A 24,405-nucleotide genomic window follows, 5' to 3' on the forward strand; every position below is an offset into this window, starting at 1 on the left:
GATAAATTCATCTGGAAGAAATTCTGTTCATTTGTTGCAGTGCGGCTGTGCTCTTAGCTTTAGCGCGGACCGGCCTTGGTTTCAAGGCCGCCATCAGCAACCCCTCTGAGGCAGATGAGATGAGTACAGTTCTTGCGATCCACGGTAGCCCACGGGGCGAGCGTTCCCACAGCCGGCGCCTGGCCGACGCCTTCCTCCAGGCCTGGCAAGCGGCCAATCCCCAGGGGCGGTTGACCCGGCGCGAGGTTGGCCGGGGTGCCTTGCCCCACGTCAGCGAAGCCTTTATCGCCGCCGCGTTTTATCCACAGCCCGAGGCGCGGCCTCTGTCGATGCAGGCCGACCTGGCCCTGAGCGACGAACTGGTGGCGGAGTTGCTTGGCCATCAGCGCCTGGTGATCTCGGCGCCAATGCACAACTTCAGCGTGCCCAGCGGGATCAAGGCCTGGGTCGATCACATCGTGCGCCTGGGGCTGACCTTCAACACCCAGCAGGACAACGGCGTGGCCCAGTACCAGCCCCTGGTGCAGGGCAAGAAGGTGTTGATCGTTACCAGCCGCGGCGGGGGCGGCTTTGGCCCGGGGGGCGAGCATGAAGCGATGAACCACGCGGACCGCTGGTTGCGCACCGCCCTGGGTTTTATCGGTATCGAAGACGTCACCGTGGTTGCGGCGGAAGGCGAGGAGTCGGCGCCCGAGCGATTCGCGCAGTCCTGTGGCGAAGCCCAGCAGCGCCTGCTGGCCCTGGCGCAGAGTTTCTGAGGGGGCGGCGCCATGGCCTGGATGTTCCTGCTGCTGGCGGCGGCCTTCGAGGTCACGTTCGCCATGGGCATGAAGTACGCCGAGGGCTTTACCCGGCCCTGGCCGTCGCTGCTGACGGTGGTCGCGGCGGTGGGCGGGATCTATTTCCTGACCCTGGCCATGCGCGAGTTGCCGGTGAGCGTGGCCTACCCGATCTGGACCGCCATCGGTTCCCTGGGCACGGTGCTGCTGGGCTGCCTGCTGCTGGGAGAAAGCCTGACGGCGGTCAAGCTGGTGTCGGTGGGGCTGATCGTGGCGGGGGTGGCCGGGCTGAAGTAGCTGCCGGGAGAAACGGGCTGTCACCAGTTTGTCGCCAAAGCGTCATGGGGGCTGACGACGGCCTCGGTTATGGTCTAGCTTTCAGCCAGCCCCGCTGCCTTCGCACAAGGATGTCGCCGCATGTCCCAAGAGCTTGCCACCCGTTACCCCCTGGTCCTGGTGCCCGGCATGCTCGGCTTTGTCCGCCTGCTGCTGTACCCCTACTGGTACGGGATCATTCCGGCCTTGCGCCGGGGCGGGGCGCAGGTGATCGCGGTGCAGGTCTCGCCGCTCAATTCCAGCGAGGTGCGCGGTGAGCAGTTGCTGGCGCAGATCCAGCGGATCATGGCCGAGACCGGCGCCGCCCGAGTCAACCTGATCGGCCACAGCCAGGGCGCGCTCACCGCGCGTTACGCCGCCGCCAAGCGCCCGGACTGGGTGGCCTCGGTAACGTCGGTGGCGGGGCCCAACCATGGCTCCGAGCTGGCGGATTATCTGCAACGGCATTCACCCGCCCATAGCCTGCGGGGGCGAGTGCTGAGCCTGCTGCTGAGGGGGATTTCAAGCCTGATGCGGTTGCTGGAAACCGGCTATCGCGGACCGAAGCAGCCGGTGGATATCCATGCTTCGCACCAGTCCCTGACCACCGAGGGCGTGGCCCTGTTCAACCGCCAGTACCCCCAGGGGTTGCCGCAGGAATGGGGCGGGCAAGGGCCGGCGCAGGTCGACGGTGTGCACTACTACTCCTGGTCCGGCATTTTGCAGCCGGGCAAGACCAACCGCGGGCGTAACCTGTTCGACGGCACCAACCGCAGTTGCCGGCTGTTCGCCCGCACCTTCGTCCGTGAAGCCGGCCAGTGCGACGGCATGGTGGGGCGCTACAGCTCGCACCTGGGGCAGGTCATTGGCGATGATTACCCGCTGGACCATTTCGATATCGTCAATCAGTCCCTGGGGCTGGTGGGCAAGGGCGCGGAGCCGATCCGCCTGTTCGTCGAACATGCCCGGCGCCTCAAGGCCGCCGGCCTCTGATCTCAGCGTTGCCCGGCAGAAGCCGGCTTGCCGGCGAGCGGTCCCAGCACGGTGGTCCAGCGTTCCGAGAGAATCACCCCGCCCAAGGTCAGCAAGCCACCCACCAAATGGAACCAGGCCAACTGCTCATGCAGCACCACTGCCGCAATCAGCGCCGTGATCAACGGCAGCAGATTGAAAAACAGCGTGGTCCGGCTTGGCCCCAGGCGCACCACCGCCTGCATCCAGGCCAAGGGCGCGAGCATCGAAGCCAGCAGGCAGGCATAGAGCACCAGCGGAATGTTCTGCAGAGTCGGGCCTACCTTCGGCGAAGCCAGGAACAACGGTAGCAGCACCACGACCGCCACCAGCACCTGCAGATACAACAGCACCAGCGGCGGCAGGCGCAGCTGCCATTTCTTCAGCAGGGTGCTGTAGATGGCGTAGGCCAGGGTGGCCACCAGCATCATCGCGTCCCCCAGGTTGACCCCGTGTTGCAGCAGCGCGGCCAGGCTGCCGGAGGACACCACCACCAGCACCCCGGCGAAGGACAGCACGGCGCCCACCAGGGCTCCGGCAGTCAGGCGCTGGCCCAGGGCCGCGATGGCCATGGCCAGGGACATCAGCGGCATCAGCGAAAGGATGATGCCCATGTTGGTGGCCGAGGTCAGGCTGGCGGCGAAGTAGGCCAGGCTCTGGTACACCGCCATGCCCAGCACGCCGAGAATGGCGATGCGCCAGAGGTTGGGGCGGACCTCCGGCCAGTGCTTGATCACCGGCTTGAGCATGAAGGGGGTGAACAGCAGGCCCGCCAGCAACCAGCGATAGAAGCCGATCTCCGCGGGAAAGATCGCGCCCACGGCGAGTTTGTTGATCACGGTATTGCCGGCCCAGATAAAGATGGCCAGCAGTGGATAAGCGTATTGCATGGAGACAACCAGGCAGTTGATGAAGGCTGATTATCCTCTTGTCCGGATCAATGCCTATACTGCAAACCGGACAACCCGCCCCGACATCCGGACAGCATGAGCAAAAAACACATCGATCTCCTGGATTTCCACGGGCTGCCCGCGCCGGTGTACTTCCGCTATGCCGACTTCGCCGCCCACAGCCATGCCCTGGAGCATCGCCACCCCTGGGGCTGCCTGGAGTATTCGGCCCACGGTGTGATGCACATGGAGATTGCCGGCCAGCGTTTCATGTCGCCGCCGCAATATGCGGTGTGGGTGCCGCCACAGACGCCCCACAGTTTCTACACCGCGCAGCCGATCAACTACCGCGCCGTACTGCTGGCCCCGGAGCTGTGTGCCGAGTTGCCGGCCGGGGGCAGTACCCTGGCCATCAGCGAGATCCTCAAGGCGATCCTCAAGGACTTCGCCGCCCGTGACGTGCAGATCCCCGAGGGTGAGGCCGACCAGCGCCTGGCCCAGGTGCTGCTGGACCAGTTGCGCCAGGCGCCGGTGCATACCTGTTACCTGCCCTACGCCAGCAGCCCCGACCTGCTGCGGGTGCTCCAGGCCCTGCAGGCCGAACCGGGCAACAACCAGCCTTTGGCCCACTGGGCGGGGCTGGCCCATGTCAGCGAGCGGACCCTGGCCCGGCAGTTCGTGCGGGAACTGGGCATGAGTTTTGGCGAATGGCGCCAGCGCCAGCGTTTCCTGGCCTCCATCGAGGCCCTGGAGAGCTCGAGCAGCATCCAGGAAATCGCCTTCGACATGGGCTACAGCAGCGCCTCGGCGTTTATCGCGATGTTCCAGCGCCAGGCTGGCAGCACGCCGGAGCAGTATCGCCGGGCCGGCCTGCAGAACAGGTGAAGGTGTAACAGGCTTTGTCTACACTGCGCTGGAGGCCGTGCCCGTCGGCGCGGTGACAAGGAGAAAACTCCATGAAGATGTTGCGTATTCCGTTGTTGATGGTGGGCCTGCTGCTGTGCTCCCAGGGTTTTGCCGCCACCGCCCAGCAGAACAAGATGACCACCTGCAATGCCGAGGCCACCGCCAAGACCCTAAAGGGCGATGAGCGCAAAGCCTTCATGAGCACTTGCCTCAAGGCGGCCCCGGCAGCTGCGGCTACCCCGTCCACGCCTCAGGAAAGAATGAAGACCTGCAACGCCACGGCCACCACCCAGGCGCTCAAGGGCGATGCGCGCAAGGCGTTCATGAGTGATTGCCTGAAGAAGAAATGAGCCTGAATCGATGGGGCCGAGGTGTCGCGCGCGCTACAGAACCTTGGCCTGCATCGGTTTTTCAGAGTTTCGCAGCACATAAACCATTAGCTTTCAATGAGATAGGTCTGGCAGCTACCGCTCGTCGCTTTTTTGTTATGTAAATTTTTTTACATTTACACTTTGTTCCCTTCGAAAACAGGTGCCGGGACGCACCACGCGGACGTTTGGCCAGCCAAAATCCGTGATTCTAGGGAATGGAAAGCATGTCGCGTTTTGGCTTGTTCAGGCCTGTAGTAGCGTTTTGTGCTTTGTCTGCTTCGCTCGCGCTCAGTGCCGCGCCGCTGCAGACGCCGGGTGATCGCGACCTGATTCGGGATCGCCAGCAGCAGTTGCTGCAAGAGCAGCAGAAGCGCCTCGACGAACTCCAGCAACTCCCCGGCAAGACCTTGCCCCCCGAGCCTGCCCCGCAACCGGGCGAGCAGCGCTGTTTCACCATCAAGACCGTGATTCTCAAGGGGGCCGATCATCTTTCCGCCGCCGATCGCGAGCGCCTGGTGGCGCCCTATCGCGACCAGTGCCTGTCGGTGACGCAGATCAACACCCTGCTCAAGGCCATCACCCATCACTACCTGCAGCAGGGCTATGTGACCACCCGGGCCTACCTGCCGGCCCAGGAACTGGCCTCGGGGCAACTGACCATCGTGGTGGTCGAAGGCCGCCTGGAGAGCCTGGACAGTTCCGCCCTGGCCAGCTCGCGGGAACTGGCCATGGCCTTTCCCGGCACCACCGGCGAGGTGCTCAACCTGCGGGAGCTGGAGCAACTGGTGGACCAGCTGACTCGCCTGCCTTCGCGCCAGGTGGAACTGGAACTGGCCCCGGGAGAGAAACTGGGCGACAGCCGTGTCGGGCTCAAGGGCCAGCGTCTGAAACCCTGGCGGGTATCGGCCACCCGCAACAACAGCGGCGACAAGAGCACCGGCGAGCAGCAGGCCGGCCTCGGCCTGGACTGGGACAGCCCCCTGGGCCTGGCAGACCAGCTCAGCCTGCGGGCCAATCAGGACACGGTCAGTGACCGCTGGCGCCACTCCGACAACCAGAGCCTGTTCTACAGCCTGCCCTGGGGCTGGTGGACCCTCAGTTATTCCTACAGCCAGAGCTACTACCGCACCCGCAATGACAGCACCGGCTTCGACTTCACCATGGACGGCGAAAGCAAGAACCAGCAGTTGCGCGCCGAACGGGTGCTGCACCGCGACAACCTGAGCAAGACCGGCATGAGCCTGGGCCTGAGCCAGTTGCGCACGCGCAACTACATCGATGACAACCTGATCGACGTGTCCAGCAACCGCATCACCGAAAGCCAGCTGGGCTTCAACCATGGGCGGCGCATCGGCAATGCCCTGGTCAACGCCGACATTGGCTGGCAGCAGGGCATCGGCGCCCTGGATGCCCAGGCCAGCGGCAATCCCCATGGCAGCGAGCCGGTGGCCCGTTACAACAAATACAGCCTGACCCTGAGCTACCTGCAGCCCTTTCGCCTGTGGAACGAAAACTTCAGCTTCGACAGCCTGGCCACCGGGCAGCGCAGCGAGGACGTGCTCTTCAGCCCCCAGCGCATCAGCCTCGGCGGCCTCAACTCGGTGCGTGGCTTCCAGGACCAGACCCTGTCCGGCAACAGCGGCGGCTACTGGCGCAACCAACTGCGCTGGCGCCGTGCGGTGACCTGGCCGGCGTTGCAGCCTTTTGTCCAGGAATACGGCATGGCCTTTGCGTATGACGTGGGGGTGATCAAGGGCGATCGCTACAACCAAGATGCCCGCGGCCGCATGAGCGGCAATGCCCTGGAACTCAATGCTCGCGGCCAGTACCTGGCTGCATCCGTCAGCTTCGCACGCTCCCTGGAGCGACCGGCAATTATCGAGAGGCGAGAGCACCCGGTGTACTTCCGGGTAGACCTGTTCTTCTGACTCGCCCGCAACGTTATTGAATGGATGATTCGCACATGGACGTACGCAAGCCTTTTGCCCAATGCATTGCCCTGTCGTTGTCGGGGATCCTGTTTCTCAACCCGATCGTCAGCGTGGCCGCAGGCCTGGCCCTGGACCCGGCCGCGGGGGGCAACGCCACCATCGGCGCGGCCGGCAATGGCGTACCCATCGTCAACATCAACGCCGCCAACGGCGCCGGCTTGTCCCACAACAAGTTCAGCGAATACAACGTCGGCAGCAACGGCCTGATCCTCAATAACGGTACCGGCTCGACCCAGAACACTCAGCTGGGCGGCTACATCATGGGCAACCCCAACCTCAAGGGGCAGGCGGCCCAGGTCATTCTCAACGAAGTCACCGGCAGCAATCGCAGCAAGCTGGCGGGCTATACCGAAGTGGCCGGGCAGTCGGCCCGGGTGATCGTCGCCAACCCCCATGGCATCACCTGCAACGGCTGCGGCTTCATCAACACCCCACGGGCCACCCTGACCACCGGCAAGCCGGTGATCGAAGGGCAGAAACTCGATCGCTTCCAGGTCGATGGCGGCGACATCAGCATCGAAGGCGCCGGCCTCAACGCCAGCAACATCGACCAGTTCGACCTGATCACCCGCAGTACCAAGCTCAATGCCGACCTGTACGCCAAGAAGCTCAACGTCATCACCGGGCGCAACGACGTCAAGGCCGATGACCTGAGCGTCACGGCCCGGGATGCCGACGCCAGCGCCAAGCCGGAATTGGCCATCGACAGCTCGGCCCTGGGCGGCATGTACGCCGGGGCGATCCGCCTGGTGGGCACGGAAAAGGGCGTGGGGGTGAACATGTCCGGGGAAATGGCGGCCAGCACCGGTGATATCCAGATCGACGCCAACGGCAAGGTCACGGTCGCCGGCATGGGCGCCAACCAGGCCATCGCCATCAAGGCCCAGAGCATCGAGCTCAAGGGCAAGGCCTACGCCGGCACCGAGGCGACCCTGCAGGCCGCCGAGCAGATCCAGGTGCAGACCAGCCTGGCGGCCCGGGACCGGGTCCAGGTGGTGGACGCCGCGCAGGTGGTCAACCACGGCATCATCGAAGCCGGAGTCAACACCGACAACAGCCGCAACGATCACGGCGAGGTCAAGCTGACCGCCGGCACCCTGGAGAACCGCGGCAACGTACTGGCCAGCCGCAACCTGGAGCTGACCGCGCGCCAGGCCCTGAACAACCAGAACGGGGTGATTCAGGGGCCCAAGGTCGAGGTCAAGACCGCGCGCCTGGTCAACCAGGGCGCACAGGCCCGTGTGCTGGCACAGCACGAGCTGGTGCTGACCACCCCGGCCATCGCCAACCTGGGCGGCCTGATCCGCTTTGGCGAGCAGCAGGCCGCGACGCTCACTCTGGATAGCCTGAACAACAACGGCGGGCGCCTGGAAGTGGCGGGCGCCGACCTGACCCTCAAGGCCCGCGAAGTGAGCAACCAGAAAGGCTCGATGATTGCCGACCGGGTAGAGATCAGCGCCGGGCGGCTGGACAACCAGCAGGGCCTGATCGGGGCCAGCCAGGGCAGCGCCACCTTCAAGGTCAGCGAGCAGTTGAACAACAACGGTGGCCAGCTCCAGGCCCAGACCCTGCTGGAAACCCAGGGCGCAGAGTTGCTCAACCAGGGCGGCAAGCTGCTGGCCGACCAGATCAAGATCACTGGCACTCGCCTGGACAACAGCCAGAAGGGCCTGGTCAGCGCCGAGAAGGGCGAGTTGCAGGTGAGCCTCGCCCAGGACCTGATCAATGCGGGTGGCAAGCTCCAGGCCACATCGCTGCTCAGCCTCAAGTCCGCCAGCGTGGATAACCGCGCTGGCACCCTGGTTGCTCCGCAGCTGACCCTCACCAGCAGTGGCAAGCTCGATAACCAGGGCGGCACGGTGGATGCCACCGGGCTTGAGCTGCACACCGCGGACATCGACAACCAGGGCGGCCTGCTGCAAGGCAAGGACAACCTGCTGCTGGAAGCCCGGGACCTGGCCAACAACCAGGGCCAGGTGATCGGCAACGTACTGACTGCCAACCTCGACAGCCTCAGCCAGAACCAGGGCGGGGTACTCAGCGCCGAAGCCGGCCAGCTGACCCTGACGGTCAAGCAGCATCTGAACAACGCCCTGGGCCATTTGCAGGCCAAGAACGGCGATGTGCAGATCGGCTCCGGCAGCCTGAACAACCAGGGCGGCGTGGTGGTGGGCAATCAATTGCTGCTGACCAACAACGGCCTTTTGGACAACCGTGGCGGGCAACTGGTGGGCGACCGCCTGAGCCTGAGCACCCAGCGCCTGGACAACCAGGGCGCAGGCCTGCTGGCGGCGGGCAGCGACGGCTTGCTGCTGACCTTGACTGCCGATGGCGCCACCCCGGGGCAGTTGCTCAACAGCCAGGGGCGCCTGCAAAGCGACGGGCATCTGCAAGTCAACGGCGGCCAACTGAACAACAGTGGCGGGGTGATCCTCGGCGAGAGCGTCGGGATCAACGCCGCGGGCCTGGACAACAGCGCCAGGGGCGCAGTGGTGGCCAAGACCGGGGGGCTGCATGTGGCCCTCAACAACGGCGTATTGAACAACAGCGCCGGGGTCATCGACGCCGGTGACCAGGCACTCAAGGTCACCCAACTGGCCCGTCTCGACAACCAGGGCGGCACCCTCAAGGGCAAGCGCCTGGAGGTCGATGGCGGCGCGCTGGACAACCGCCAGGGGCAACTGCTCGCTGGCAGCGATGGCCTGAACCTGGTGGCCGGGGGCCTGAACAACGCCGAAGGGATGATCCTGGCCCAGGGCGGCCATGGTGAGGTCACCCTGGGCCAGGGCAGCCTGGACAACCGTGGCGGCACCCTGCAGGGCGCGACCCTGGCGGTGACGGCCGGGGCTGTGGATAACAGTGCCCTGAACGGCAAGGCCGGCTTGATCAGCAGCCAGGCCGGCAACCTGAAGCTGGTGGTGGACCGCCTCACCAACCAGGCAGGCAAGCTCTACGCCAACGGCCTGCTCAGCGCTTCCGGACAGACCCTGGACAACCGCTGGGGCGGCGAAATCAGCGCCCAGCAGTTGGACCTGACCACCGCGGCCAACCTCTACAACCAGGGCGGCCTGGTGGAGTCGGCCGGCTCGCTGCTGCTGGTGGGCGGCAACCTGGACAACAGCGCTGGCGGGCGAATCCGCGCCGTAGGCGGGGAGCAAAGCCGGGTCAGCCTGGGCGGCAGCCTGTACAACCAGGGCGGTAGCCTGGCCCTGGGCTCCAACGCCTTCAGCCTGAATGCGGGCAACCTGAACAACGTCGGCGGCAGCATCGAGCACGCTGGCAACGGCCTGTTCAAACTCGACCTGGGCGGGCTCTCGGGCCTCCAGGGGCGCATCACCGGCCTGGGCCGGGGCGACTGGGACATCGGCCGGGTGGACCGCAGCGGGCTGATGCAGCTCAACGGCGCCCTGGACCTGAGCACCGGCGGCGATCTCAACCTCAGTGCCGGTGACCGTATCGCCAGCGCCAGCGGCCTGCGGGTGGGCGCCGCAACCCTGAACAACGCCGGGGAGCTGGCCAGTGACGGCTACCTGACCCTGGACCTGGGGGGCAACCTGAACAACAGCGGCCTGCTGTCGTCCCGGGGCAAGCTCACGGTGGGCGCCAGCGACCTCAACCAGAACGGCGGTCGTATCGCCAGCGGCGGCGACACCGAGCTGAACCTGCGCGGCACCCTGGACAACCTGGGCCGGCTGATCGCCAGCCAGAACCTCTACGTGTCGGCGGGGCAGATCAACAACCGCGGCACCCTGGGCGCCCTGGGGCAGATGCAACTGCGCTCCAGCAACGGCATCACCACCTCGGCCGACACCCTGATCTACAGCGGCGGCGACATGCTCCTGCGGGGCAACGGCCTGGCCAACAGCTACGGCGACATCTACAGCGCCGGCAACCTCAGCTTCGCCGCCCTCGACGGGGGCCGCGCGGCCCTGCTGAGCAACCGCTCCGGAACCATCGAAAGCGAGGGCGACATGAACCTCAACGTGGCGTTGCTGCAAAACGCCATGGACCAGTACCAGGTCGGCGAAACCATCACCCAGCGCAATATCGTGATCAACTGCACCGACTGTTCCGGCGATTACCACACCGCCACTTACATCGTTAACACCACCTACGAAGGCACCATGGGCGAGCACTCCGCTGGCGCCCGCCTGGTGTCCAACCGTGACCTGACCATCAATGCCGATACGGTGGAAAACGACCAGAGCCTGATCGCCGCCAACCGCGATGTCTCCATCACCGCCAACAACCTGTACAACCGGGGCCTGACCCTGAACAAACGGGTCGAGAGCATCAGCTATTTCCTGCACGGGGTTTCCAAGGGCGCGTTCCGCGCCGCCGAGCGCGCCACCATCGCCTGGAACGCCGCCAACGCCAATCGCGCGCCGGGCCAGCAGGACCCGCTGCCGACCGTGGTGACCCAGTACCCGATCTACGAACCCGCCAGCCACACGGTGATCACCCCGGGCTCCCAGACTGCCTACGCCTCCACCCTGCAGGCCGGCCAGCGCCTGCACCTGCAGGTCAGCGGCACCCTTGAAAACGGCGTGCAGAGCGAACAGAGCCGCGCCCAGCTCACCGGGCAGACGCTGCAGAACAACCTGGCCCAGGTCGGCGGCCAGGTGATCACGGTCAATGCCCAGAGCTCCGCGGCGGCCAACCAGGTGGCCAAGGATGTGCAACGCATCGAGAAGGTCGGCGCCGACGGCACCACCCAGGTCAGCTTCGTCCCGGTGGATTTCTCCGGCGTGCCGTTCGCCGCCGTGGACCCGACCTCGCTGTCGAGCTTCCGCGTGCCTCAGGGCGAGTACGGCCTGTTCGTCAAGAGCCAGAACCCCCAGGGCCGCTACCTGATCGAGACCAACCCGACCTTCACCGACCTGTCGCGCTTCATGAGCTCGGACTACATGCTCGGCAACCTCAACTACAACACCGATCAGACCTGGCGCCGCCTGGGCGACGGCCTGTACGAGACCCGGCTGATTCGCGACGCGGTGCTGGCCCAGACCGGCCAGCGCTTCCTGGCGGCCGGGCTGACCAGCGACTACGACCAGTACCGCTACCTGATGGACAACGCCATCGCTTCCAAGGACCAGTTGAACCTGAGCATCGGCGTGTCCCTGACCCCGGCCCAGGTGGCCTCGCTGACCCATGACATCGTGTGGATGGAAACCCGCGAAGTGCAGGGTGAGAAAGTGCTGGTGCCGGTGCTCTACCTGGCCCAGGCGGAAACCCGCAACCTGCGCGGTGGCAGCTTGATACAGGGGCGCGACATGACCCTGATCGCCGGCGGCGACCTGACCAACGTCGGTACCCTGCGGGCCAGCAACGACCTGAGCGTGAATGCTGGCGGCAGCCTCTACCAGGGCGGCCTGATCGAGGCCAACGAGCGGGTCAGCCTGATGGCCCAGGACAGCGTGCGCAACGCCCTGGCCGGGGAAATCCGCGGCAACCAGGTCAGCGTCACCTCGATCAAGGGCGACATCATCAACGACCGCACCGCAGTGGCCGTCGGCTACGGCTCGGGCAATCGCACCATCCTCGACCAGGGCAGCCAGATCACCGCGCGCCAGCAGCTGGACCTCAGCGCCGGTCGCGACCTGACCAACCTCGGCCAGCTCGCCAGTGCCGGCGATGCCAAGCTCAGCGCCGGTCGCGACATCGACCTGCTGGCGGTGCAGGACCACACCTTCACCCAGAGCGCGATCCGTCGCGGCCTGGTGACCAACGACACGGTGCAGACCCTGGGCTCCAGCGTGACCACCGGCGGCAACCTGGAACTCAATGCCGGGCGCGACCTGGCGGTGGTAGCGAGCCAGGTCAGCGCCGGCAACGACCTGTCCCTCAATGCCAAGCGCGACATCGTCATCGCTTCGGCCCAGGACGAGCAATCCTCGACCTTCTACCAGAAGAAGAAAGGTTCCTGGGGCAAGAGCAAGACCACCCGCAGCGCCGATTCCTCCACCACCAACGTGGCTTCCGAGATCAGCGCCGGGCACGACCTGATGGTCAACGTCAGCCAGGACAAGGACGGCCGTATCAGCCTCAACGGCGGACGCGACGTCACCGTGGTCGGCAGCCAGCTCAAGGCCGGCAACGACCTGCTGGTGGGCGCTACCCGGGACGTCAGCCTGGTCTCGGCCCAGGAGCAGCAGGACAGCGCCTACAGCCAGAAGAAGAAAGGCAGCTTCGGCCTGAGCAAGAGCGGCAACAGCCGCACCTCCAGCAGCACCACCCAGGTGGGCAGCGAGCTGAGTGCCGGCAATGACGCGGTGGTGATATCCGGGACCAACGTCAACCTTTCGGCCAGTTCCATCGAAGCCAAGCGCGATGCCGAAGTGCGCGCCGGGCTGATCGACAAGAACGGCGACATCAACCTGATGGACGCGGCCAACACCTCCAGCAGCCAGAGCGACAAGTACAAGAGCAAGGTGGGGTTCTCCAGTTCCGGCAGTTTCACTTCGATTGCCTCCTCGAAGAAATCCGGCCAGGAAAACATTCAATCCCAGAGTGTCGGCAGCGTGGTCAGTGGCGGGCGTGACACCACCCTGCAGGCATCCCGTGACGTCAACATGATCGGCAGCACGGCCGCGGCCGAGCGCAACCTGAATGTGGGGGCGGGACGCGATGTCAACGTGCTGGCCGGCAGCAACAGCTCGGACCAGAGCAACTGGAAGTCCGAGAAGCATGTGGGGCTGTCCCTGGAGAGCGATCGCAATGGCGTCACCGCGTTCCTGGGCAGCGAAGGCCTCAAGCAGAAATCGCGCAATGCCGAGCAGACCGTGGCGCCGAGCCAGTTGCTGGCCGGGCAGGATGCAACCATCAAGGCCGGACGTGACCTGACCCTGGAAGGCTCGCGAGTGGATGCCGGGCGTGATATCAACCTGCAGGCCGGGCGCGATATCAGCATCGACGCGGGCAAGGAAACCTCGATCGAGGAGCGCAGCAAGAGCCGTGACCGCAATGGCCTGACGGTCAATGTCAGCCACAACTACGGCAACACCATGGACGCCCTCAAGGGCACCGGCAAAGGCGAGGACAACACCAGCAAGGCCTCCAGCGTGCTGAGCACCGTGGATGCGATCAACCAGTTCACCTCGGGCCCGACCACCGCGACCCATTTCGGTACGGCCAGCCAGTCCAGCAGCTCGCGCCAGGAAGTACACAGCAACAGCCCTGCCAGCCTGGGGGCCGGGCGGGATATCAGCGCCGTGGCCGGCAATGACATCAACATTCGCGGTGGTCAGTTCGACGCCGGGCGCGACATCACCCTGGTGGGCCGTGACATCAATGTGGATGTGGCCCGCGGTTCGGTTTCCGAAGAGAGCAAGACCGCCCGCAGCCAGGGCGGCATCAATGGCCAGAGCGGCGGCGGTAGCGCCCGTGCCGGTATCGGCGGCAGCAACGGTGTGGCCAGCGAGCAGATGAACCAGGGCACCAACACCCCGTCGGTATTCCTCGCCGGGCGTGATGTCAGCCTTGAGGCGCGCAACAACCTGACCCTGATCGGAACCCAGGTCCAGGCCGGGCGCGATATCGACCTGGGCGCCGGTAACGACCTGACCATCCGCGCCGCGCAGAACGATTCCAGCAGCGAGTCCAGCCGCCACAGCGGCGGTGGTGAAGTGGGCCTGGCCGTGGGCGGCAAGGACTTCATCTCGGTCTACGCCAGCGTCGACATGGGCAAGGGCCAGTTGGACCGGGACAACCAGCGGCAGCAGAACGCCAATCTGGTAGCCGGCGACCAGCTGCGCTTCAGCAGTGGCAAGGACACCACCATCGCCGGCGCCACCCTGCGCGGTGGTGAGGTCATCGGCCGGGTTGGCGGTGACCTGACCGTGTCCTCGGTGCCGGACACCGGCAAGGTCAGCGGCAAGGAAATGGATGCCAGTGTCACCGTGAGCATCGGCCTGGGCGGCGGTGGCAGCGTCAGCGGTTCCCTGGGCATGGGCAAGACCACCGGCAAGACCAACTGGGTCCAGGAGCAGACCAGCATCACCGGCAAGAACGGAGTGGACATCCGCACCGAGAACCACACCCAGCTCGACGGCGCGCTGGTCGCCGCCGACAACGGCAACCTCAAGCTGGACACCGGCACCCTGGGCTTCCGCGATATCTCCGGCCAGGACAAGGAGCACAGCTACTACGTCAATGCGGGCGGCACCTTTGGCTGGGGCGGCGGCGATGGCGCCAAGGCCACCGGCGGCAAGGACGTGGCCTTCACCACGGACAAGAGCCAGGAAGGCAAGGGCAAGACCGGGGCGTCCGGCTGGAGCGTCAGCGGCTATGACTACCGCAAGGAGCGTGAGCAGGAAGTGCGCGCCACAGTGGGCGCGGGCACCATCACCGTGCGCAACGACGCCAAGACTGGCGCCGACTCCACTGCGGGCCTGAACCGCGATGTGTCCCTGGCCTATGAAATCACCAAGGACAAGGAAAAGCGTACCGACCTGTATGTCTCGCAGTCGTCCCTGGAGTCGGTGAACCACCCGATTCAGACCCTGAACCAGTGGAAGGAGGGGATGAAGAACTATGGCAAGAATGCCTCGGGTATCTTCACCCAGTTTGGCGACCTGAGTAAGGCGGCGGACCAGGTGGTGGCCGACAACCCGTCGTTGCTGCCGCTGGCCTGGATTCCTGGGCTCCTGGAAACCGTGCTCGACAAGGCTGGCAAGTACACCGGTGGCATCATGCCCGGCGTCGAGAACCATGGTGGCCTGATCACCCAGGTGCCGGCCTTGATCACGGGTGACATGCGCTTCTATCGGGTTGAGACCAAGTACCAGTACGAGTCCGACGGCAAGACCATCAAGGTGGACCCGTTGTCCGGCAAACCGATGATCGAGAACGTGCAGAAGCTGATGGAGATCGAGCGTCCCGATGGTGATGGTGCAGTGTTCACCAACGGCATCCAGAACTCGCTGATGGCGGCATTGGTCAACGGTGCGATGCAGACCGGCTCCGATTCCTTCATGCAGGCCTACAACCCCGAGCACGGGATTCTCGGCGACTTGGTCGAGTCGCTGTGGGATGTGGCGCTGGGCGGGACGGTACGCTCTGGTAACGCCCAGCAGCTGCACGATTTCTTCCAGGCCGGGATCAAGGATGAGTACAAGCTGGACGTTGCCGGCCACAGCCAGGGCGGTCTGTTGACCTACCGGGCGATTTCCGGCCTGGATTTCAACCTCAATGGCCAGGTCGGGAGCATCCAGTTGTCGGGCGCCCCAGTGGGTTCCAAGAGCTTCTTTGAAGCCGCCGATGCCGCCGGATTCGATATCGGCAACGGCGCCTTCTTCCAGGTCAACCGTCCGGGGTCGAAGACCTTTTTCGGCATGTTGCCGGTCACCGATACCGTGTCGGATCTGCTGGGGCAGAACTTCACGCACTCGTCCGACCCGGTGGCTCGTTTCTTCGGTTCGCTGGCGACCAGCACCTCGTTGATGGGAGTGGATAGCCCGCACTCGAACTACCTGTGTGTTGCCAAGGGCATGTGCGGTGATGCGCCCAATGCGCTGCAGGACCAGTTCAAGAAGAATCCCCGGTACATTGAACCTACGTTCATCGATGCCAATGGCAAGGACACTATCCGCAGATGAGGGGGAGTCCAAGTGTGGTGGTGGGGCTGGCAGTGCTGCTCGGGGGATGCCTGAACCTCCCCGCCAAGCCGCAGGAGCGACGCACCGAGCAGCGCATGTTGTGTAGCGAAGGGGCCAAGCGGGTGACCTTGCCCCAGCGTTTCTCCTTCGACCTGCCTGAACCGTTCCGGCACACAGAATGCGGTACGCTCATGGGCGGTTTCTACTACGACAGAATCAGCGACAGCCTGTCTGTCGCTACCGAGGGGACCTTCGCCTATGGCGATGTCCAGGTATCGGCGTCTTCGCTGTACATGAAGGTCAGCAGTTTTCTCGACGGTGAGGGTTATGGGCTGATGTATCCCCACGACGCCTTTCTCCAGGGCAAGCTGGCTGCATTGGCTTTGCCCGGCAGTGGTGCCAAACCCCGTGAAGTGGATTGGGTCACCCGGGGTGGCTACCAGTGCCTGCGCTTCTATGAGCACTGGCAGGGGGCTGCAGTGGGGCTCTGGGAGGATGAGGTCAGGTATTGGTGCTGGGAAGGGGAAAGCGGCCTGACTCAACCGTTCTACGTACATGCCGGGCAACGTCTGGCGCTGGGCGCCAAGGGTTACGATCTTGATCGGACCTTTATCCTGCCGTTCTTTGCCAGCTTGCAGATCAAGCGTCTGGCACCTTCGGCTCTGGCTCAGGCACAAAACCGGCTCCAGGCTGCTTGTGCCCGCGGCAAGGCTCGTTATGACCGGGGAAGTGCCTGGGGCAGCGACTACCCCGACAAGCGCCTGACCCTGACCCGCCTGCACTACTGCGGCTACGACGTGCCGCTGCCCGACCTTTCGGCCCCGGCGCCCGGGGCCAAAGACGACTGAACCTTCGCCTGTCACAACACTCCAGTACCCTGTAAGCCCGCGTCCTCACGGCGCCTGCCACTATTCCTCAGGGGTGAAGGCTGGCAGACTGCCGGTCTTTTCCCCGCTGTCTGTCTTGAGGCTATATGCCAGCGTTTTCACAGCGTCATCTGTTGTTCATCAGTTGGATCATCATCTTCGGTGGCCTGTTGCTGGCCTTGCCCCTGCGTCTGCTGCCCAGCCTGCTGGCCGGGTTGCTGGTGTTCGAGCTGGTCAACATGCTCACCCCGCAACTGCAGCGGCTGATCGAAGGCCGGCGTGCGCGCTGGCTGGCGGTGGCCCTGCTGGGCACCCTGGTGGTCAGCCTGCTGACCCTGCTGTTCGCCGGGGCCATCAGCTTCCTGTTGCATGAGGCGGAGAACCCGGGTGCCTCGCTGGGCAAGTTCATGGTGGTGGTGGACAAGGCCCGGGGCCAGTTGCCGCCGTTCCTCGATTCCTACCTGCCGGCCAGCGCCGCCGAGTTCCAGGCCGCCATCGGCGCCTGGGCCAGCAAGCACCTGAGCGAGTTGCAACTGGTAGGCAAGGACGCGGCGCACATGTTCGTGACCCTGCTGATCGGCATGGTCCTGGGGGCGATCATTGCCCTGCAGCGGGTCCCCGACCTGACCAAGCGCAAGCCTCTGGCGGCGGCGCTGTTCGACCGTCTGCACCTGCTGGTCCAGGCGTTTCGCAACATCGTCTTCGCCCAGATCAAGATCTCCCTGCTCAACACCTTCTTCACCGGGATCTTCCTGGCGCTGATCCTGCCGCTGTTCGGGGTCAAGCTGCCGCTGACCAAGACCCTGATCGTGCTGACCTTCCTGCTGGGCCTGCTGCCGGTGATCGGCAACCTGATTTCCAACACACTGATCACCATCGTCGGCCTGTCGCTGTCGATCTGGGTGGCGGTGGCGGCGCTGGGCTACCTGATCTTTATCCACAAGCTGGAATACTTCCTCAACGCGCGGATCGTTGGCGGGCAGATCAGTGCCAAGTCCTGGGAGCTGCTGCTGGCGATGCTGGTGTTCGAGGCCGCCTTCGGCCTGCCCGGGGTGGTGGCGGGGCCGATCTATTACGCGTACCTGAAGAGCGAGTTGAAGCTGGCGGGATTGGTGTGAACCTTGTTCGCCGGCCCGCCGGCTCCTACAGAACCTTGTAGGAGCCGGCGGGCCGGCGAAGCTGTTTCAGCCGTAACGCTTCTTGGCCTCGATGGCCAGGCCGCTGCCGATGCTGCCGAAGATATTGCCTTCCACATGCCGGGCATTGGGCAGCATCGCCGCCACGCTCTGGCGCAGCGCCGGAATGCCGCTGGAACCTCCGGTGAAGAACACCGTATCGACCTGGCCCACACCGACATTGGCGTCGTTCAGCAACTGGGTGACGCTGGTGCGGATGCGCTCCAGCAAACCGTCGATGGAGGATTCGAACAGGGCCCGGCTCAGGTCCACGCTGAGGTCGCGCTCGATTCGGTCCAGGGCTACCAGGCGGTTCTCTGCGTGGGTCAGCTGGATCTTGGTCTCTTCAACGATCATGGCCAGCCAGTGCCCGGCGCGCTGTTCGATCAGCTTGAACAGGCGGTCGATGCCGCCGGTGTCCTCGATGTCATAGCGCATGCTGCCCAGGGCCAGCTGGGATTTCTGCGAGTACACCGAGTTGATGGTGTGCCAGGTCGCCAGGTTCATGTGGTGGCTGGTGGGCATGTAGGCGCCGCTCTTCATCCGGCTGCCGTAGCCGAACAGCGGCATCACGCCCTGGAGGCTCAGTTGCTTGTCGAAATCGGTACCGCCGACGTGCACGCCGCCGGTGGCGAGGATGTCGTCGTGGCGGTTATCGACGCCACGGCGCTCGGGGGACAGGCGCACCAGGGAGAAGTCCGAGGTACCACCGCCGATGTCGACGATCAGCACCAGCTCTTCGCGCTCGATGGTGGATTCGTAGTCGAAGGCCGCGGCGATGGGTTCGTACTGGAAGGACACGTGCTTGAAGCCGATCTTGCGGGCCACTTCCACCAGGGTGTCTTCGGCTTCCTGGTCGGCGGCGGCGTCGTCATCGACGAAGAACACCGGGCGCCCCAGCACCACTTCTTCGAATTCCCGACCGGCGGAGGCTTCGGCGCGGCTTTTCAGTTGGCCGATGAACAGCCCCAGCAGGTCCTTGAACGGCATGGCAGTGCCCAGCACGCTGGTGTCGTGCTTGATCAGCTTGGAACCCAGCAGGCTTTTCAGCGAGCGCATCAGCCGGCCTTCGTAGCCTTCCAGGTATTCGTGCAGCGCCAGGCGGCCGTATACCGGACGGCGCTCCTCGATATTGAAGAACACCACCGAAGGCAGGGTGATCTTGTCGTCCTCCAGGGCGATCAGCGTCTCCTCGCCGGGGCGCAGCCAGCCGACGGTGGAGTTGGAGGTACCGAAGTCAATGCCGCAGGCACGGGCCGGGGTGGCGTTGTTCATGTCTTTGGATCCGGTGAAAAAAACGGCCGCGCAGCGTACGCCAGTCCTCGCGCCTTGCAAAGGCCGACTATCTGCTAAATCACCCCCTGTCGTGCCTTGAAAGACTATCCTTTACCCCCAAACTTGCAGGCATGGGCCGAGCAGCCACCCGGGATCACAAGATCCGCCCGAGGCTGCCGATAAACTTCTGATGCGCCGTTCAGTCAGAGAATTGAGATTGATCAATTCTCATGCTGCCAGACCGAGCATGCTGTGCTGCACGCCGCGCGACTTTGATAACGGATGGTGATTCCCTCGATGGACTTCAAAGACTATTACAAGATTCTCGGCGTGGAGCCGACAGCGGACGACAAGGCGATCAAGGCCGCCTATCGCAAGCTGGCGCGCAAGTACCACCCCGACGTCAGTAAGGAAAAGGATGCCGAGGCCAAGTTCAAGGACGCCTCGGAAGCCTATGAAGCGCTGAAAAGCGCCGACAAGCGCGCCGAGTACGATGACCTGCGCAAGTACGGCCAGCATGGCCAGCCCTTCCAGGGCCCGCCGGGCTGGCAGAGCCGTGGCGGTTTTGGCGGCGGCGAGGACGGTGGCGATTTCTCGGACTTCTTCAGTTCGATCTTTGGTAACCGGGGGCCAGGATTCGGCGGCCCGGAGCAGCGCCGCAGCAGCGGTCGTCGTGGACAGGATGTGGAAATGGAACTGCCGATCTTTCTTGAAGAAACCCTGTCCACCGAGTCGAAGAAGATCAGCTTCCAGGTGCCGCAGTACAACGCCAATGGCCAACACGTCAGCAACACCAGCAAGAGCCTGAACGTGAAGATTCCGGCAGGTGTCACCGACGGCGAGCGCATCCGCCTCAAGGGCCAGGGCGCGCCGGGCGTGGGCGGCGGCGCGAATGGCGACCTGTACCTGACCATTCGCTTCGCGCCGCATCCCAAGTTCGATGTCGAAGGCGAGAACCTGATCATCACCTTGCCACTGGCCCCCTGGGAGCTGGCGCTGGGGACCGAGGTCGCGGTACCGACCCTGACCGGCAAGATCAACCTCAAGGTTCCGGCCGGCAGCCAGAATGGCCAGCGCATGCGCGCCAAGGGCCATGGCCTGCTGAACAAGGCCGGCCAGCGCGGCTACCTGTTCGTGCAACTCAAGGCGGTCATGCCCAAGCAGGCGGGCGACGACGTCAAGGCCTTGTGGCAGGAGCTGGCGAAGAAGGCAGCGTTCGACCCCCGGGAAAATTTCTGATTCGACACTAGGAGGCGCTGATCATGAGCACCCTGATCGTTCAGCTGGACATGGAAGAGTTCTGTGAAGTGGCCGACCTGTCGGCGGCCTACGTGATCGAAATCGTCGAGCACGGCATCCTCGAACCTCAGGGCCGGGCCCCCAAGGACTGGCGCTTCAACGACTATGAGCTGTCCCTGGCCAAGCGCGCGGCGAAGTTGCGCCGCGACCTGGACCTGGAATGGGAAGGCGTGGCCCTGGCCCTGGACCTGCTGGACGAAGTGCGGCAACTGCGCGCCGAGAACCAGATGCTCAAACAGCGCCTGGGCCGCCTGCTGGTGGACTGACCGCCCCCTGTAGGAGCCGGCTTGCCGGCGAAGAGGCCCTTGAGCCTTGCGTCGCTTGTGCTGGCGCCTTCGCTGGCAAGCCAGCTCCTACGGGGTGGCGCGGGAGACGCGCGGCAGGACCACGGTGAAGGTGGTGCCATCGCTGGCGTTGGAGCTGACTTCGATGCTGCCCTGGTGGGCAACCACCACTTCCTTGACGATGAACAGCCCCAGGCCAAGGCTGGTGCTGGGGTTGCCCAGTTCTTCGTCGACGCTACGCACCAACGGGTCGAACAGGGTGCCCAGGGCCTCCGGGGGGATCGGCGGGCCGTAGTTGTGCACGGTTAACAGCACCTGTTCCGCGCCACCGGTGATGGTCACGGTCACGGTGCGGCGGTTGTTGCCGTGCTGCAGGGCGTTGCCGATCAGGTTCTGCAGCATCTGCTCGATGCGCCCGCGGTCCCAGATGCCATGGCTGTCGCCCTCGAAGCTCATCAGCGGGGTGCAATCGGGCTGCCCGGCGCAGGCTTCGTCCATGGCCGCCTTGGCCGCGCTGGCCAGGTCCATGGGCGCAGGTTCGATGGGCAGGCTGCTGCCCAGGCGGCTGCGCACGAACTCCAGCAGGTCGCTGACCATGGCGCCCATGTGCCGGGTGCCGCTCTTGATACGTGAAACGAAGGCCTGGGCGTCGCCGTCCAGGGCGACTTTGCGTGCCAGCATTTCAGTGGACATGCTCACTGCCTGCAACGGCGCCCGCAGGTCGTGGCCAAGAATTGCCAGGAAGATATCCCGCGAGCGGCTGACCTGTTCGGCATAGGCCGCGGTGGACTCGGCCAGGGCTTCATCAATGGCTTCGTTGAAACGGATCATGTCCTGCAGGTAGGCCAGGTCCGGTGTCTGCAGGCTGGCCACCCACAGGCGGATCACGCAGGCTCGCAGGTGGCGGAATTCCGAGGTCATCTGCACCAGGTCAAAACCCACGTGATGGCGCAGCTCGCCATGGCTGGCGGCCGCGGCATCCAGGCTGGGGGTTTTTTCCGGGCCTTCGCCCTTGGCCTTGGCCCTTTGTTCCCCGGGGCTCTGGGCGGTGCACATATCCCGGGCGGCGGCCAGCAGGATGGAGCGCGCGTGGTCACGCAGGTCCGTGCGGGTCAGGGAGTCCTGGGCGAGGCTCCTGGCAAATTGTTCCCATTCATCAACGATTCGATCAACGTGCTGCACGATAAAATCGGACAGGCGCATAGCCGGGCACCTTACTGGGCAGTGAGTGGAAAACCGAGACGCATCTTAGCGCCTAATCGAACATTTCAGCAGCCACTCTGCCCAGTGGTGGACCGGCCCTAGAACAGGAAGTAGCGCTGGGCCATGGGCAGCACGTCCGCCGGTTCGCACCACAGCAGGACGCCATCAGCCTTGACCTGATAGGTCTGCGGGTCGACTTCGATATCCGGCAGGTAGTCGTTGTGGATCAGGTCGGTTTTCTGCACGTTGCGACAGCCCTTGACCACGGCGATGCGTTTTTTCAGCCCCAACTGCTCCGGCACCCCGGCCTCCAGTGCCGCCTGGCTGATGAAGGTCAGGCTGGTGGCGTGACGGCTGCCGCCGAAGCTGGCGAACATCGGCCGGTAGTGCACCGGCTGCGGGGTCGGGATCGAGGCGTTGGCGTCGCCCATCAGGCTGGCGGCAATGGCCCCGCCCTTGAGGATCAGGGTCGGCTTGACCCCGAAGAACGCCGGGCGCCAGAGCACCAGGTCGGCCCACTTGCCCACTTCGACGGAGCCCACCTCATGGCTGATGCCGTGGGTGATCGCCGGGTTGATGGTGTACTTGGCAATGTAGCGCTTGACCCGGAAGTTGCTGTTGCCCGGGCCGTCTCCCGGCAGCGGACCGCGCTGCTTGTGCATCTTGTCGGCGGTCTGCCAGGTGCGGGTCACCACTTCGCCGACCCGGCCCATGGCCTGGCTGTCGGAACTGATCATCGAGAACGCGCCCAGGTCGTGGAGGATGTCCTCGGCGGCAATGGTCTCCCGGCGGATGCGGCTTTCGGCGAAGGCCACGTCCTCGGCGATGCTCGGGTCCAGGTGATGGCAGACCATCAGCATGTCCAGGTGTTCGTCGATGGTGTTGCGGGTGAAGGGCCGGGTCGGGTTGGTGGAGCTGGGCAGCACATTGGCCAGGCCGCAGGCCTTGATGATGTCCGGGGCATGGCCGCCGCCGGCGCCTTCGGTGTGGTAGGTATGGATGGTGCGGCCCTTGAAGGCGCCCAGGGTGGTTTCGACGAAGCCCGATTCATTGAGGGTGTCGGTGTGGATCGCCACCTGCACGTCGTACTCATCGGCCACGCTCAGGCAGTTGTCGATGCTGGCCGGGGTGCTGCCCCAGTCCTCGTGCAGCTTGAGGCCGATGGCCCCGGCCTTGACCTGTTCGATCAGCGGCTCGGGCAGGCTGGCGTTGCCCTTGCCGGTAAAGCCGATGTTCATGGCGAAGGCGTCCGCCGCCTGGAGCATGCGCGCCATGTGCCAGGGCCCGGAGGTGCAGGTGGTGGCGTTGGTCCCGGTGGCAGGTCCCGTGCCGCCACCGATCATGGTGGTGACGCCGCTCATCAGCGCCTCTTCGATCTGCTGCGGGCAGATGAAGTGGATATGGGTATCGATGCCGCCGGCGGTGAGGATCATGCCCTCACCGGCGATGACCTCGGTGCTGGCGCCGATGGCGATGTTCACGTCGGGCTGGATGTCCGGATTGCCGGCCTTGCCTATGGCGGCGATGCGCCCGTCCTTGAGGCCGACGTCGGCCTTGACGATGCCCCAGTGGTCGATGATCAGGGCGTTGGTGATCAGGGTGTCCACCACCTCGGCGGCCAGCAACTGGCTCTGGCCCATACCGTCACGGATCACCTTGCCGCCGCCGAACTTCACTTCTTCACCGTAGGTGGTGAAATCCTTCTCCACTTCGATCCACAGCTCGGTGTCGGCCAGCCGCACCTTGTCGCCCACGGTGGGGCCGAACATGTCCGCGTAGGCTTCACGGGAAATCTTCATCGCAGCTCCTTACAAAAACAGGTCTTGCAGGAGCCGGCTTGCCGGCGAAGGGGCCCGAAAGACCGCATTCGCCGGCAAGCTGGCTCCTACGTGCGTAGGGTCGAGGGATCAGAGGTCGCCCATGATCCGCCCGGCGAAGCCGAATACCCGGCGCTTGCCGGCCAGTTCCACCAGTTCCACTTCCCGGGTCTGGCCCGGTTCGAAGCGCACCGCGGTGCCGGCGGCGATGTTCAGGCGCATGCCGCGGCTGGCGGCTCGGTCGAAGGTCAAGGCGTCGTTGGTTTCGAAGAAGTGGTAGTGGGAGCCGACCTGGATTGGCCGGTCGCCGCTGTTGGATACGTTCAGGCGCAGGGTGCGGCGCCCGGCGTTGAGTTCGATCTCGCCGGGCTGGATCTGGTATTGGCCAGGAATCATAGGGGTTGTCCCAGGGTCTTGAAGTAGATGGCGGTGGCGGTATAGGTGCCGTCCGGGCTCTGGCAGTAGTTGGGCAGTTCGCCGACCCGGGTATAGCCCAGGGCGCGGTAGAACTCTTCCGCCGCGGAGCCGGCCTCCGTGTCCAGGTACAGCAGCCCGCGCTTGTGCTGGCGGGCGGCCTGTTCCAGGGCATTCATCAACTGCTGGCCCAGGCCGCGGCGGCGGGCGCTG

The 24,405-nt window shown here is 64.8% G+C and carries 17 protein-coding genes; 11 read left to right on the forward strand and 6 right to left on the reverse strand.

Annotation, left to right across the window (positions count from 1 at the left end):
- Nucleotides 1-119: 119 nt before the first annotated feature.
- The 3 genes from F6S12_RS02420 (at nt 120) to F6S12_RS02430 (ending at nt 2,087) form a co-directional block, all read left to right on the forward strand.
- On the forward strand, nt 120-758 hold the full coding sequence (locus F6S12_RS02420) for an FMN-dependent NADH-azoreductase (protein ID WP_072452016.1): 639 nt from the start codon (nt 120-122) through the stop codon (nt 756-758).
- A gap of 12 nt (nt 759-770) precedes the next feature.
- Nucleotides 771-1,076 (forward strand): DMT family transporter, encoded by a 306-nt coding sequence (locus F6S12_RS02425; RefSeq protein ID WP_011058984.1) that lies wholly within the window; start codon nt 771-773, stop codon nt 1,074-1,076.
- A 120-nt stretch (nt 1,077-1,196) separates the two neighbouring features.
- The gene (locus tag F6S12_RS02430; protein ID WP_019094041.1) at nt 1,197-2,087 is read left to right on the forward strand and encodes an esterase/lipase family protein; all 891 of its coding nucleotides are present in this window, start codon (nt 1,197-1,199) and stop codon (nt 2,085-2,087) included.
- Nucleotides 2,088-2,089: 2 nt separating this feature from the next.
- On the opposite strand, the gene F6S12_RS02435 is transcribed toward F6S12_RS02430, so the two are convergent.
- Nucleotides 2,090-2,995 carry a DMT family transporter gene (locus tag F6S12_RS02435; protein WP_011058986.1) on the reverse strand — a complete coding sequence of 302 codons (906 nt, stop codon included), beginning with the start codon at nt 2,993-2,995 and terminating at the stop codon, nt 2,090-2,092.
- Between the two features lie 96 nt (nt 2,996-3,091).
- Here F6S12_RS02435 and F6S12_RS02440 point away from each other — a divergent pair, with 96 nt between their 5' ends.
- The 6 genes from F6S12_RS02440 to F6S12_RS02465 all read left to right on the forward strand — a co-directional run bounded on the left by F6S12_RS02440 (nt 3,092) and on the right by F6S12_RS02465 (nt 17,843).
- Nucleotides 3,092-3,880 carry an AraC family transcriptional regulator gene (locus tag F6S12_RS02440; RefSeq protein WP_053156114.1) on the forward strand — a complete coding sequence of 263 codons (789 nt, stop codon included), beginning with the start codon at nt 3,092-3,094 and terminating at the stop codon, nt 3,878-3,880.
- Nucleotides 3,881-3,951: 71 nt separating this feature from the next.
- The gene (locus tag F6S12_RS02445) at nt 3,952-4,251 is read left to right on the forward strand and encodes a PsiF family protein (RefSeq protein WP_011058988.1); all 300 of its coding nucleotides are present in this window, start codon (nt 3,952-3,954) and stop codon (nt 4,249-4,251) included.
- Between the two features lie 245 nt (nt 4,252-4,496).
- Nucleotides 4,497-6,200: a ShlB/FhaC/HecB family hemolysin secretion/activation protein gene (locus tag F6S12_RS02450; RefSeq protein ID WP_161466580.1), complete on the forward strand. Its 1,704-nt coding sequence runs from the start codon at nt 4,497-4,499 to the stop codon at nt 6,198-6,200.
- Between the two features lie 20 nt (nt 6,201-6,220).
- Nucleotides 6,221-15,859 carry a hemagglutinin repeat-containing protein gene (locus tag F6S12_RS02455; protein WP_315868690.1) on the forward strand — a complete coding sequence of 3,213 codons (9,639 nt, stop codon included), beginning with the start codon at nt 6,221-6,223 and terminating at the stop codon, nt 15,857-15,859.
- On the forward strand, nt 15,856-16,707 hold the full coding sequence (locus F6S12_RS02460) for a hypothetical protein (protein WP_311167248.1): 852 nt from the start codon (nt 15,856-15,858) through the stop codon (nt 16,705-16,707). The genes F6S12_RS02455 and F6S12_RS02460 overlap by 4 nt, the downstream gene beginning before the upstream one ends.
- Nucleotides 16,708-16,832: 125 nt before the next feature.
- On the forward strand, nt 16,833-17,843 hold the full coding sequence (locus F6S12_RS02465; RefSeq protein ID WP_011058994.1) for an AI-2E family transporter: 1,011 nt from the start codon (nt 16,833-16,835) through the stop codon (nt 17,841-17,843).
- Nucleotides 17,844-17,909: 66 nt separating this feature from the next.
- On the opposite strand, the gene F6S12_RS02470 is transcribed toward F6S12_RS02465, so the two are convergent.
- On the reverse strand, nt 17,910-19,175 hold the full coding sequence (locus F6S12_RS02470; protein WP_161466583.1) for an Hsp70 family protein: 1,266 nt from the start codon (nt 19,173-19,175) through the stop codon (nt 17,910-17,912).
- A gap of 297 nt (nt 19,176-19,472) precedes the next feature.
- Between F6S12_RS02470 and F6S12_RS02475 the strand changes: the two genes are divergently transcribed.
- Together F6S12_RS02475 and F6S12_RS02480 are read left to right on the forward strand one after the other, a co-directional pair.
- Nucleotides 19,473-20,414, forward strand: coding sequence for a DnaJ C-terminal domain-containing protein (locus tag F6S12_RS02475; protein WP_011058996.1), 942 nt, complete (start codon nt 19,473-19,475; stop codon nt 20,412-20,414).
- A gap of 23 nt (nt 20,415-20,437) precedes the next feature.
- Nucleotides 20,438-20,740: a chaperone modulator CbpM gene (locus F6S12_RS02480; protein ID WP_011058997.1), complete on the forward strand. Its 303-nt coding sequence runs from the start codon at nt 20,438-20,440 to the stop codon at nt 20,738-20,740.
- An 87-nt stretch (nt 20,741-20,827) separates the two neighbouring features.
- On the opposite strand, the gene F6S12_RS02485 is transcribed toward F6S12_RS02480, so the two are convergent.
- From F6S12_RS02485 to F6S12_RS02500, 4 genes are all read right to left on the reverse strand, one after another.
- Nucleotides 20,828-21,961: a sensor histidine kinase gene (locus F6S12_RS02485; RefSeq protein WP_161466584.1), complete on the reverse strand. Its 1,134-nt coding sequence runs from the start codon at nt 21,959-21,961 to the stop codon at nt 20,828-20,830.
- 98 nt (nt 21,962-22,059) lie between these two features.
- Complete coding sequence (gene ureC, locus F6S12_RS02490; RefSeq protein ID WP_011058999.1) at nt 22,060-23,760, reverse strand: urease subunit alpha; 1,701 nt, start codon at nt 23,758-23,760, stop codon at nt 22,060-22,062.
- Nucleotides 23,761-23,868: 108 nt separating this feature from the next.
- The gene (locus tag F6S12_RS02495; RefSeq protein WP_011059000.1) at nt 23,869-24,174 is read right to left on the reverse strand and encodes an urease subunit beta; all 306 of its coding nucleotides are present in this window, start codon (nt 24,172-24,174) and stop codon (nt 23,869-23,871) included.
- Nucleotides 24,171-24,405 (reverse strand): GNAT family N-acetyltransferase (locus tag F6S12_RS02500; protein WP_315868691.1); only part of this gene is annotated, 235 nt, incomplete at its 5' end. The genes F6S12_RS02500 and F6S12_RS02495, both read right to left, overlap by 4 nt.

This window comes from Pseudomonas sp. JV245A, assembly GCF_032424515.1.
Taxonomy (GTDB): Bacteria; Pseudomonadota; Gammaproteobacteria; order Pseudomonadales; family Pseudomonadaceae; genus Aquipseudomonas; species Aquipseudomonas protegens.

What these genes read in the sequence shown, in the direction of transcription:
- F6S12_RS02420 (WP_072452016.1), top strand. Translation starts at nt 120, where the DNA reads ATGAGTACAGTTCTTGCGATCCACGGTAGCCCACGGGGCGAGCGTTCC.
- F6S12_RS02425 (WP_011058984.1), top strand. Translation starts at nt 771, where the DNA reads ATGGCCTGGATGTTCCTGCTGCTGGCGGCGGCCTTCGAGGTCACGTTC.
- F6S12_RS02430 (WP_019094041.1), top strand. Translation starts at nt 1,197, where the DNA reads ATGTCCCAAGAGCTTGCCACCCGTTACCCCCTGGTCCTGGTGCCCGGC.
- F6S12_RS02435 (WP_011058986.1), bottom strand. Translation starts at nt 2,995, where the DNA reads ATGCAATACGCTTATCCACTGCTGGCCATCTTTATCTGGGCCGGCAAT.
- F6S12_RS02440 (WP_053156114.1), top strand. Translation starts at nt 3,092, where the DNA reads ATGAGCAAAAAACACATCGATCTCCTGGATTTCCACGGGCTGCCCGCG.
- F6S12_RS02445 (WP_011058988.1), top strand. Translation starts at nt 3,952, where the DNA reads ATGAAGATGTTGCGTATTCCGTTGTTGATGGTGGGCCTGCTGCTGTGC.
- F6S12_RS02450 (WP_161466580.1), top strand. Translation starts at nt 4,497, where the DNA reads ATGTCGCGTTTTGGCTTGTTCAGGCCTGTAGTAGCGTTTTGTGCTTTG.
- F6S12_RS02455 (WP_315868690.1), top strand. Translation starts at nt 6,221, where the DNA reads ATGGATGATTCGCACATGGACGTACGCAAGCCTTTTGCCCAATGCATT.
- F6S12_RS02460 (WP_311167248.1), top strand. Translation starts at nt 15,856, where the DNA reads ATGAGGGGGAGTCCAAGTGTGGTGGTGGGGCTGGCAGTGCTGCTCGGG.
- F6S12_RS02465 (WP_011058994.1), top strand. Translation starts at nt 16,833, where the DNA reads ATGCCAGCGTTTTCACAGCGTCATCTGTTGTTCATCAGTTGGATCATC.
- F6S12_RS02470 (WP_161466583.1), bottom strand. Translation starts at nt 19,175, where the DNA reads ATGAACAACGCCACCCCGGCCCGTGCCTGCGGCATTGACTTCGGTACC.
- F6S12_RS02475 (WP_011058996.1), top strand. Translation starts at nt 19,473, where the DNA reads ATGGACTTCAAAGACTATTACAAGATTCTCGGCGTGGAGCCGACAGCG.
- F6S12_RS02480 (WP_011058997.1), top strand. Translation starts at nt 20,438, where the DNA reads ATGAGCACCCTGATCGTTCAGCTGGACATGGAAGAGTTCTGTGAAGTG.
- F6S12_RS02485 (WP_161466584.1), bottom strand. Translation starts at nt 21,961, where the DNA reads ATGCGCCTGTCCGATTTTATCGTGCAGCACGTTGATCGAATCGTTGAT.
- ureC (WP_011058999.1), bottom strand. Translation starts at nt 23,760, where the DNA reads ATGAAGATTTCCCGTGAAGCCTACGCGGACATGTTCGGCCCCACCGTG.
- F6S12_RS02495 (WP_011059000.1), bottom strand. Translation starts at nt 24,174, where the DNA reads ATGATTCCTGGCCAATACCAGATCCAGCCCGGCGAGATCGAACTCAAC.